Consider the following 666-nt stretch of genomic DNA (forward strand, 5'->3'; position numbering starts at 1 on the left):
CTGCGTCATGTTCGAAGGGGTACCCAACTACCCGGACGATCAGCGAGTCGGTGAGATTATTGACCGCTACAATATCGACATTCTTTATACCGCTCCCACCGCCATCCGCGCACTGATGGCCGGCGGCGAGCATTGCTGTGCCAACAGCCGGCGCGACAGTCTGCGCATCCTGGCCACAGCCGGGGAACCCATCAACCCGGCCGCCTGGCACTGGTTCCACGACCAGCTGGGTAACGGCCAGGCGGCTGTGGTCGACACCTGGTGGCAGACAGAAACCGGCGGCATCATGATCTGCCCTCTGCCCGGTGCCATTGAAGCCAAACCCGGTGCTGCCACCTTGCCCTTTTTCGGTGTCCAGCCGGCACTGGTGGATAACGACGGCAAGCTGCTGCACGGCGCTGCAGAGGGCAACCTGGTCATCGCCGATAGCTGGCCCGGCCAGGCCCGCACCTTGTGGGGCGATCACCCGCGTTTTGTGCAAACCTACTTCACCAGCTTCCCCGGTTATTACTGCACCGGTGACGGAGCACGCCGTGACGAAGACGGCTACTACTGGATTACCGGGCGCGTGGACGATGTCATCAATGTGTCCGGCCACCGCATGGGCACCGCGGAAGTGGAAAGCGCCCTGGTCTCACACCCCAAGGTGTGCGAAGCCGCCGTCGT

Annotated in this window: 1 protein-coding gene; it reads left to right on the forward strand. The window is 63.1% G+C overall.

What is annotated here, in order from left to right:
- Window positions 1-666 (forward strand): AMP-binding protein (locus tag A3730_RS01245; protein ID WP_156500751.1); only part of this gene is annotated, 666 nt, incomplete at both ends.

It is taken from the genome of Alcanivorax sp. HI0044, assembly GCF_001634945.1.